Annotated in this window: 10 protein-coding genes and 2 pseudogenes; 2 read left to right on the top strand and 10 right to left on the bottom strand. The window is 67.6% G+C overall.

The genetic code is table 11. The annotated features are described in order from the left end of the window. The 3 genes and pseudogenes from AC27IQ_RS14670 to AC27IQ_RS14680 form a co-directional block, all read right to left on the bottom strand. Positions 1-1,063 (bottom strand): COX15/CtaA family protein (locus tag AC27IQ_RS14670; RefSeq protein ID WP_487089903.1); only part of this gene is annotated, 1,063 nt, incomplete at its 3' end. Continuing rightward, positions 1,063-1,811: pseudogene (locus tag AC27IQ_RS14675) on the bottom strand (hypothetical protein). The pseudogene AC27IQ_RS14675 and the gene AC27IQ_RS14670, both read right to left, overlap by 1 nt. After that, positions 1,753-2,523, bottom strand: coding sequence for an SURF1 family protein (locus tag AC27IQ_RS14680; protein WP_487089904.1), 771 nt, complete (start codon positions 2,521-2,523; stop codon positions 1,753-1,755). The pseudogene AC27IQ_RS14675 and the gene AC27IQ_RS14680 overlap by 59 nt, the downstream one beginning before the upstream one ends. A 6-nt stretch (positions 2,524-2,529) precedes the next feature. Between AC27IQ_RS14680 and AC27IQ_RS14685 the strand changes: the two genes are divergently transcribed. Beyond that, entirely contained in the window at positions 2,530-2,760 is a 231-nt protein-coding gene (locus tag AC27IQ_RS14685) for a twin transmembrane helix small protein (protein ID WP_272549034.1), read from the top strand. Positions 2,761-2,871: 111 nt separating this feature from the next. On the opposite strand, the gene AC27IQ_RS14690 is transcribed toward AC27IQ_RS14685, so the two are convergent. From AC27IQ_RS14690 to AC27IQ_RS14720, 7 genes are all read right to left on the bottom strand, one after another. Continuing rightward, complete coding sequence (locus AC27IQ_RS14690) at positions 2,872-3,753, bottom strand: cytochrome c oxidase subunit 3 (RefSeq protein ID WP_272565029.1); 882 nt, start codon at positions 3,751-3,753, stop codon at positions 2,872-2,874. A gap of 51 nt (positions 3,754-3,804) precedes the next feature. Continuing rightward, positions 3,805-4,023, bottom strand: coding sequence for a DUF2970 domain-containing protein (locus AC27IQ_RS14695; protein ID WP_284429362.1), 219 nt, complete (start codon positions 4,021-4,023; stop codon positions 3,805-3,807). After that, positions 4,020-4,643 carry a cytochrome c oxidase assembly protein gene (locus AC27IQ_RS14700; RefSeq protein WP_372588226.1) on the bottom strand — a complete coding sequence of 208 codons (624 nt, stop codon included), beginning with the start codon at positions 4,641-4,643 and terminating at the stop codon, positions 4,020-4,022. Before AC27IQ_RS14700 ends, AC27IQ_RS14695 begins: the two co-directional genes overlap by 4 nt. A gap of 21 nt (positions 4,644-4,664) precedes the next feature. Next, a complete protein-coding gene (locus AC27IQ_RS14705) occupies positions 4,665-4,775 on the bottom strand; it encodes a cytochrome oxidase small assembly protein (protein ID WP_272549038.1) in 111 nt (36 codons plus the stop codon). A gap of 12 nt (positions 4,776-4,787) precedes the next feature. Next, entirely contained in the window at positions 4,788-6,428 is a 1,641-nt protein-coding gene (gene ctaD, locus AC27IQ_RS14710; RefSeq protein ID WP_272549039.1) for a cytochrome c oxidase subunit I, read from the bottom strand. A gap of 33 nt (positions 6,429-6,461) precedes the next feature. After that, positions 6,462-7,631, bottom strand: a complete 1,170-nt coding sequence (gene coxB, locus AC27IQ_RS14715) for a cytochrome c oxidase subunit II (RefSeq protein WP_272565032.1) — start codon at positions 7,629-7,631, stop codon at positions 6,462-6,464. A 489-nt stretch (positions 7,632-8,120) separates the two neighbouring features. Beyond that, positions 8,121-9,026, bottom strand: a complete 906-nt coding sequence (locus AC27IQ_RS14720; protein WP_487089905.1) for a methyltransferase domain-containing protein — start codon at positions 9,024-9,026, stop codon at positions 8,121-8,123. 37 nt (positions 9,027-9,063) lie between these two features. Between AC27IQ_RS14720 and AC27IQ_RS14725 the strand changes: the two are divergent. Next, a pseudogene (locus tag AC27IQ_RS14725) lies at positions 9,064-9,187 on the top strand (ComF family protein); the annotation flags it as partial.

Raw genomic sequence — 9,187 nt, forward strand, 5'->3', positions numbered from 1 at the left:
CGAGCACGGCGGCCACGAGGGGCCAGTCCAGCACCACGTTGGACAGGCCGGTGGCGAACTGCATCAGCGCCAGGCCCGCGATCCAGCGCGCCTGGGCCGGCAGCAGCGCGGCACGGTGCAGGCGCCAGGCCAGCAGCCCGAGGGCCAGCAGCACGGCGTAGGCCGCCAGCCGGTGCGCATAGTGGATGGCCGTGAGGCCCGCGAAGGTGATGTGGCTGCCGTCCTGCAGCAGGCCCAGCGGCCGCCAGATCTCGAAGCCCTGGCCGAAGGCCATGTCGGGCCACCAGCTGCCCTGGCACGTGGGGAACGTGGTGCAGGCCAGCACCGCATAGTTGGTGCTCACCCAGCCGCCGAGCACGATCTGAACCGCCAGCAGCACAGTGGTCGCCACCAGCAGGCCCCGCAGGCCCCGGCCCAATGCCACGGGCAAGACGCCGCGCGCAGCGTGCGTCTCGCGAACGGCCTGCACGCACAGCAGCGCCAACAGCACCAGCCCGCCGATCAGATGCAGCGTCACGATGGCGGGAAAGAGCTTCATGGTCACCGTGAGCGCGCCGAATGCGCCCTGCAGGCACACCCACACCAGCGTCGCCGTGGGCCACCAGGGGCTCAGGGCGGGCGGCAGGCCCTGGCGCCTGGCCGCACGCGACCGCTGCCACCACGCGCCGACGGTGAGCACGATGATGAGCATGCCTACGCCGCTGGCCAGATAGCGGTGGATCATCTCCACCCAGGCCTTGCCGTGCGTGACCGGGCCGGTGGGCATGGCCTGCTGGGCGGCGGAGATTTCGGCATGCGCGCCCAGCGGGCTGGCGTTGCCGTAGCAGCCCGGCCAGTCGGGGCAGCCCAGGCCTGAATCGGTGAGCCGGGTGAAGGCGCCGAACAGCACCAGATCGAAGGTGAGGAACAGGGTCAGCACGGTGAGCGCCTGCAGGCGCCGCACGCGCGAGGTGCCGCGGTTGCGCAGCCACACCCAGGCCAGCGGCCCGAGCGCGATCACCGCGCCCAGCAGCACCATGCGGGCGAGCGGGGCCAGGTCGTACAGCGGCTGGGCGTCCTGCATCATGGCGCTCCGGTGCGGCCGGGCTGGTCCCACGAGGCCGAGGCGCGCATCAGCCGCTCCAGGTCGCGCTTGGCCTTGGCGGCCCCGGCGGCGTCCAGGCCCGCCGGAAAACGCATCATCAGTGGCCCATGGGATCGACGACGTAGAGATGGTCTTCGATCGCGTGGCCGGTGGCGGGCGCGAGCCACGCGGACAGCGCCTGCGCATCCACCCGCAGCACCTGGGCCTTTTGCAGGCCCGGCTGGATCTCGGGCGGCGGCGCGGCGCCATCGGTCACCAGCCAGACCCAGTCGATGCGGTCCTTGTCTTTGCCCAGGCTTTCGCGCAGCTGCCGCTGCAGATACAGATGGTTCTGGCAGGCGGTGCCGCAGGCGCCGGGCGCCACGCTCACGAGCAGCCACTGGCCCTGCAGCTGGTCGAGCCGACCGGGAGCGCCATCGAGAGCGGTGGTCGCCATGCCCGCCGGCATCGCGCGCTGGGGGGCGATGAGTTCGCCGAAATTGCGCCGCCCTTCGGGCCGCAGCACGTAGTAGGTGAAGTACGAGGCCACCACGGGTGCGGCGCACACCAGCAGGATGCCCAGCATCTTCCAGCGCCCCTGGCGCGACTGCTGCACGGCCGCCATGGCCCCGCCCGCGGGCGGCAGGCTGTGCACCGTGAGGCCCAGCGGGTGGGCGCCCTGGGGCGCGTCAGGCGGCAGGCTGGCGGCGTGGGCGAAGGAAGCGTCGGACGATTTGGAACCAGACATAGAAGATTGCCACCAGGCCGCAAAGCCCGAACCATTGGACGGCGTAGCCGTAGTGTTTTTCGACCCCGGCGTCGATGACGGGCCAGTCGCGCAGCAACCCGTCGCTCGCGCCCCCCGTCTGCAGCACGGTGAGTGGCGCCAGGGCCAGGCCGGTCTCGCCGCGATAGGCTGCCAGGTCGAGATTTTGCCGGATGCGGGAAGACCCCTCGGCGCTGCCGGTGGCGCCGACTTCGTACAGCCGCGATGGCGGCGCCGCGATGCGGCCTTCCACCTCGGTGTAGCCCACCGGCGCGGGGATCTGGGGCAACTGGGTGCGGTCCTGGAAATTGCGCGGCACCCAGCCGCGCTGCACCAGCACGCTGGTGGCGCTGCCCTGCAATTGCAGCGGCGTGAGCACGAAGAACCCCGGCCGGCCCTGCATCTGCCGGTTGTCCAGGAAAACGGTATGGGCGGGCAGCCAGCGGCCGCGCATAACTATGCGGCGGTGCACCAGCGGGTCGTCCGGCCCCGTGGCCGCAGGCAGGGCCGCGAGCGTGGCGCCCTCCAATGGCGGCCGGGCCGAACGCGCGTCGATGGCGGCTTGCAAGGCTTCCTTCTGCGCCGCGCGGGACAGCTGCCAGCGCCCGAGCGACGCGGTCGCGGCCATGGCCAGCACAGCGGCCAGGCTGACCAGCCAAAATTGCAGGCCCAATCGGCGTCTTGCAGATGTCACGGGATAATGCGCTCCATGAAATACGTGGTGGTGCTGGCCTTCCTGGCCATTCTGGCGAGCCTCGGTTCCGCGCTGTTCTTCATGATGCGCAACGGCCGCAACGACAAAGCCCGCAGCGGCCACATGGCCCGCGCGCTCGCCGTCCGCGTGGGGCTGTCGATTCTGCTCTTCCTGTGCCTGCTGGCCGCCTGGAAGCTGGGCTACATCCAGCCCACCGGACTGCCGGCCACGCGCTGAGCGCCACCCGGCCTGCCCGGCATGGCCCACGGGCCGCGGCGGGCACCGGAGCACCGCCGCAAAAAAAGCGCCCTGCGGCGCTTTTTTCGTCGGGCCGCCGAGGGGCCTGGATTACAGCCAATAGACCAGCACGTACAGGCCCAGCCACACCACGTCCACGAAGTGCCAGTACCAGGCGGCGCCCTCGAAGCCGAAGTGCTTTTCCGGCGTGAAGTGGCCCTTTTGCAGGCGCAGCGTGATGAACAGCAGCATCAGCATGCCCACGAACACGTGAAAGCCGTGAAAGCCCGTCAGCATGAAGAAGGTGGAGCCGAAGACGCCGGAGCTGAGCTTGAGGTTCAGGTCGGTGTACAGGTGGTAGTACTCGTAGCCCTGCACGCACAGGAAGACGATGCCCAGCAGCACGGTGGCCCACATGAAGGCGATGGTCTTGCCGCGGTGGTTTTCGCGCAGCGCATGGTGCGCGATGGTCAGCGTGACGCCGGAGGTCAGCAGCAGCGCCGTGTTGATCGTGGGCAGCCAGAACGGGCCGACCGTCTGGAAGGGCTCCACGATGCCGGCGGGCGATGCGGTCATGCCCGCCGCCATGCTGGGCCACACGGCCTTGAAATCGGGCCACAGCAGCGCGTTGTCCAGGCTGCCCAGGGCCGGCACCGAATGGGAACGCGCCCACCACAGAGCGGTGAAGAAGGCGCCGAAGAACATCACCTCCGAGAAGATGAACCAGCTCATGCTCCAGCGGTAGGACAGATCGATCTTGTGCCCGTACAGGCCGCCCTCGCTCTCGCGCACGGCATCGCGGAACCACTGGTACAGCACGAACAGCCACCACACCATGCCCAGGGCGAGCGAATACTTGCCCCAGTCATGGCCATTGACCCACTGGCCCGCGCCCAGGATCACGAAGAACAGGCCGGCCGCCGCCATCACCGGATGGCGCGATTCGGCGGGCACGTAGTAGTACGGGGTCGTGCCGGGGGTAGATGCACTCATGTCAGCTCCTGAATCTCAAATCGTTGTTATCCGTCGGGCTGCGGCCGTCCATCAGACGACCCAGTTGACCAGCGCGATCAGCCCGACCACCAGCAGCAGCGCCGCGGCCAGGCCGACGGCGATGATGTGGATGGGGTTCAGCCGCTCCACGTCCTGCTGGTATTCCGAGCCCTTGCGCAGGCCGATGAACGACCACGCCACCGCCCGCACGGTGCGCAGCAGCGAGCCCTTGCGGCGCGCCGGCGATTCGCCGGGGGTGCGCGGGCTCACGATCCGGCCCCCTGCGGCACCACGCCGGCGGGCAGCGCGGCCGTGGGCTCGGTCGGCGCGGGCGGCGTCTTGCCGCCCACCTCGAAGAAGGTATAGGACAAGGTGATGGTGGTCACGTCCTTGGACAGGCGCGGGTCGATCACGAACGCCACGGGCCATTGCTTTTTTTCGCCCGGCTCCAGCACGTACTGGTTGAAGCAGAAGCACTCGAGCTTGTTGAAGTGCGCGGCCGCCTGCCGCGGTGCGTAGCTCGGGATGGCCTGCGCGGCCATGCGGCGGTTCTGCACGTTCTGGAACTCGTACATGACCGTGGCCAACTCGCCCGGGTGCACCTGCAGCGAGCGCTGCGCGGGCTTGAAGTCCCACGGGCCGCGCGCGTTCGCATCGAACTCCACGGTGATGGTACGGCTCTTGTCCACCTGCGTGTTCGCGGGCACCTTCACATCGCGGCCCGCCACCCCGTTGCCCGGCACCTGCCGCTCGGACAGCGACAGGATGTTGATGCCGGTCATCTCGCAGATGTGCTTGTAGATGGGAATGAGCACGTAGCCGAAGGCAAACATGCCGACCGAGATCACGGCCAGCTTGCCCACCATCTTGGCGTTTTCAGTGCGGAACATGCCCATGGCGCGTCCAGGCTTTCAGCGGGCCAGCCAGGCCATCTTGACCATGAAGCCGACGAAGAAGGCCACGGCCACCGAGGCCAGGATCAGCGCCATGCGCCGGTTGGACTTCTTTTGCTCGGGGGTCATGCCAGGCCCTCCTCAGCCGATCACACGGGTGGCCGAGGCGTCCAGCTTCGGAGGCGTCTCGTACGTGTGGAAAGGCGCCGGCGAAGGCACTTCCCATTCGAGGCCCTCGGCCCCTTCCCACGGGCGCTGCGGCGCCACTTCGCCCTTGCCGCGCATCGCGGGCACCACGATGAACAGGAAGAAGTACACCTGCATCAGGCCGAAGCCGAACGCGCCGATGGAGGCCAGCATGTTGAAGTCGGCGAACTGCATGGGGTAGTCGGCATAGCGGCGCGGCATGCCGGCCAGGCCCAGGAAGTGCATGGGGAAGAACGTCACGTTGAACGTGATGAGCGAGCCCCAGAAGTGGATGCGGCCCCGGGTTTCGCTGTACATCACGCCGGTCCACTTCGGCGCCCAGTAGTAGTACGCGGCGAACATGGAGAACAGCGAGCCGGCCACCAGCACGTAGTGGAAGTGGGCCACCACGTAGTAGGTGTCCTGCAGCTGGATGTCGATGGGGGCCATCGACAGGATCAGCCCGGTGAAGCCGCCCATGGTGAACACGAAGATGAAGCCCACGGCGAACAGCATCGGGGTCTCGAACGTCATGGAGCCGCGCCACATGGTGGCGATCCAGTTGAAGATCTTCACGGCCGTGGGCACCGAGATCAGCATGGTGGCGTACATGAAGAACAGCTGGCCGGTCACGGGCATGCCGGTCGTGAACATGTGGTGGGCCCACACGATGAACGACAGGATGGCGATGGACGAGGTGGCATACACCATGGAGGCATAGCCGAACAGCCGCTTGCGCGAGAACGCCGGCACGATCTGGCTGATGATGCCGAAGGCCGGCAGGATCATGATGTACACCTCGGGGTGGCCGAAGAACCAGAAGATGTGCTGGTACATCACCGGGTCGCCGCCGCCAGCGGGGTTGAAGAAGCTGGTGCCGAAGTGGCGGTCGGTCAGCGTCATGGTGATGGCGCCGGCCAGCACGGGCATCACGGCGATCAGCAGGTAGGCAGTGATGAGCCAGGTCCAGGCGAACATGGGCATCTTCATCAGCGTCATGCCGGGTGCGCGCATGTTCAGGATGGTCACGATGATGTTGATCGATCCCATGATGGACGAGGCCCCCAGGATGTGCATCGCGAAGATGCCGGCATCCATCGATGGGCCCATCTGCAGCGTGAGCGGCGCATACAGCGTCCAGCCCGCCGCCGGCGCGCCGCCAGGCATGAGGAACGAGGTCACCAGCATGATGGCCGCCGGGATCATCAGCCAGAAGCTGAAGTTGTTCATGCGCGCGAAGGCCATGTCGGATGCGCCGATCTGCAGCGGGATCATCCAGTTCGCGAAGCCCACGAACGCCGGCATGATGGCGCCGAACACCATGATCAGGCCATGCATGGTGGTGAGCTGGTTGAACAGCTCGGGGTTCACCAGCTGCAGGCCGGGCTTGAACAGCTCGGCGCGGATCAGCAGCGCCAGAATGCCGCCCACCATCAGCATGGTGAACGAGAACAGCAGGTACAGCGTACCGATGTCCTTGTGGTTGGTCGCGAACACCCAGCGCCGCCAGCCCGTCGGGCCGTGGTGGTGGTGATCGCCGTGGCTGTCGTGTGCGTGGCCGCCCGCGTGACCGTGGTTGTCGAGAACTGCGCTCATCTTGGATTCCTCAGTGCGTTGGGGCGTGGGTGGCTATTTGCCACGCTGGGCCAGGATCTCGGACGGCTGCACGATCTGCCCCGTCTTGTTGGACCAGGCGTTCTTGGTGTAGCTCACCACGGCCGCCAGATCGGTGTCGCTCAACTGCGCCCAGGAGGGCATCGCGCCGTTGGCGGCGCCCTTGAGCACGATGTGGATCTGCTGGGTGTGGTCGTCGCTCTTGACGATGGCGGAGCCGTCCAGCGGCTTGATGGGGCCCGCGCCCTTGCCGTTGGCCTGGTGGCAGGCCGCGCAGTTGGCGGCATAGACCTTCTCGCCGCGCGGCAGGATGTCCTGCAGCGTCCACACCTTGCTCGGGTCGTCCAGCTTGGCCGCGGCCTTCTTCTTCTCGCCCGCCACCCACTGGGTGTAGTCGGCAGCGGAGACGACCTTCACGTGGATGGGCATGTAGGCGTGTTCCTTGCCGCACAGCTCGGCGCACTGGCCGTAGTAGTCGCCCACCTTGTCGGCGCGGAACCAGGTGTCGCGCACGAAGCCGGGGATCGCATCCTGCTTGATGCCGAAGGCCGGCACCATGAACGAGTGGATCACGTCGTTGGCGGTGGTGATCACGCGCACCTTCTTACCCACGGGCACCACCAGGGGGTTGTCCACCTTGAGCAGGTAGTCGGCCGGCGCGTTGCTCACGTTGCCGCTGTCGGACATGCGGCGGTGGCTGCTGTCGAGCGTGGAGATGTACGCCAGGCCCTGGCCTTCGCCGGTGATGTAGTCGTAGCCCCACTTCCACTGATAGCCGGTGACCTTGATGGTCAGGTCGGCGTTGGTGGTGTCCTTTTGCGCCACGAGCACCTTGGTGGCGGGCAGCGCCATGAGGATCACGATGATGAAGGGCACGATGGTCCAGATGACCTCGACGGTCACGGACTCATGAAAATTGGCCGGCTTGACGCCGCGCGACTTGCGGTGCTTCCAGATCGAATAGAACATCACCGCGAACACGGCGATGAAGATCACCGTGCAGATGATGAGCATCATCCAGTGCAGGAACTGCTGCTCCTCGGCGATGCGGGTGACCGGAGGCGCCAGATTCAATTGGTTGACGGCCGGGCCACCGGGAAGATCCTGCACGGCGTGGGCTGCGGTGCCCACCCATGCACCCGCCATCAGCAGCAAAGAAGCCAGCTTGTTGGAAATGCTCTTCATAGTTCTCACTTCTAAGCCTCAATTAACCAATCCCTGGGCGCCCCCGCGTGGGGTCGGGGCGGCGCACAAAGCCATGCGAATTCCAACATCCAGACCGTGCCCGGGCCTTGGGGCGCAATGCCCGAGCCCTTCAGCGCGGCTGGGTTCCACATGAACCCGGTTTCATCGATGCGGAGCACCGGCGGTGCTTCGCTTTTTGTCTCCTGACCTTCAAGGCCCGCGCGGGTTGGCGCGTGCCCTGCACCGTGCAGCATGCCGTTCCCGTGGCCCGATTGCAAGGGCCGCGGCGACATCCGCTGCACAGCCCCGTACAAACCATGAGAAGGTTGGAAGGTTTCGCGCCGACCGCAGAGCCTGTCACCGACAGGTGGTCTCCCGGCGGGGCCGCAGGGATCGCACCGCGCAGCAGAAGTTCCGGAACAGCACCGCCAAGAATTGTAGCCTGCTGTTGCGACGGATCATGGGGGCCCTGCCCCCGGGAAAACACCCTCAGGCGCCCAACTTTCTCGCCCCCTGCAGCATGGCGCGCATGTCCTGCAGCGACACGGCGCTGCTCTCGCTCACCCGCAACCGTGGCGCCGGCTTGAAGGCGTGGCCATAGACGATCTCGAAGGTCAGCGCCAGCTGGCCGCCCTCGTTGGGGTCGGCCAGGCGGTCGGCCAGCGCCTGTTCCAGGCGCTCGCGCCAGCGCCGCCCGCGCAGCGCGGGAAAGCGCGCCGGGTGCAGGTTGCAGCCCAGTTCGCGCAGTTCCTGCAGCAGCCGGGCCGGGGTGGCGAAGGTCAGCCGGATGCGTTCCATGTCCATCACCGGTTCGGCGAACCCGGCCTGCACCAGCATGTCGCCCCAGTCGTGCATGTCCGTCATGGCATGGCCGGCGGGCGGCCAGCCCAGTTCGGCGTAGACGGCATGCAGTTCGCGCACGGTGTCGGGGCCCAGGCAGGAGAACATGAGATAGCCGTCCACGGCGAGTGCCCGGTGCCACTGGCCGATCAGCCGCTGCGGGTCGGCGGCCGTGTGCAGCGCCATGTTGGACCACACCATGTTGACGCTGCCGTCCGCCGGCAGGCCGAACTTCGGAGCACGCCCACCCCAGCGCGAAGGGCTCCACCATGCCGCGCCCAATGCCTGCTCGGCCACCGGCTGGCGGCGCACCGCCGTTTCCGCCACCTGGCAGGTGGCCTGGGGGTAACGCTGGCGCACCAGGGCATGGGCCTGCAGGCCACCGCGCACCGGGTCCCAGTCGCACCAGGCGGCCGGGGCCTGGCGGATCCACTGGAGCCGGTCGTCCATGCGCCGGGCCACCTCCTCGTGCAGCCAGGGGGAGATGGCGGGGGCGGCGGCATGCCAGCGGGCCGCGGCGGGCGGGTCGATGGTGGGGGGAAGGTGCTCTGGCATCGTGGGGGACGGGGGTCGCGGCGAGTATATTGAGTCGATGCTCCACAGGCACCTTGCAGGGATATCGCATTGGCTGGGCGCGGCCCTGGGTGCCGTGCCCAGCCAATGCGCCGTCTGCCATGCCTGGCCCGCGCGGCGCGTCTGCGATGCCTGCGCCACCC

The sequence above is a fragment of the Acidovorax sp. KPB24-07 genome, assembly GCF_057543315.1.

Coding starts and splice junctions, on each gene's coding strand:
- AC27IQ_RS14685 (WP_272549034.1), top strand. CDS start 2,530: ATGCGCTCCATGAAATACGTGGTGGTGCTGGCCTTCCTGGCCATTCTG.
- AC27IQ_RS14690 (WP_272565029.1), bottom strand. CDS start 3,753: ATGAGTGCATCTACCCCCGGCACGACCCCGTACTACTACGTGCCCGCC.
- AC27IQ_RS14700 (WP_372588226.1), bottom strand. CDS start 4,643: ATGTTCCGCACTGAAAACGCCAAGATGGTGGGCAAGCTGGCCGTGATC.
- AC27IQ_RS14705 (WP_272549038.1), bottom strand. CDS start 4,775: ATGACCCCCGAGCAAAAGAAGTCCAACCGGCGCATGGCGCTGATCCTG.
- ctaD (WP_272549039.1), bottom strand. CDS start 6,428: ATGAGCGCAGTTCTCGACAACCACGGTCACGCGGGCGGCCACGCACAC.
- coxB (WP_272565032.1), bottom strand. CDS start 7,631: ATGAAGAGCATTTCCAACAAGCTGGCTTCTTTGCTGCTGATGGCGGGT.
- AC27IQ_RS14720 (WP_487089905.1), bottom strand. CDS start 9,026: ATGCCAGAGCACCTTCCCCCCACCATCGACCCGCCCGCCGCGGCCCGC.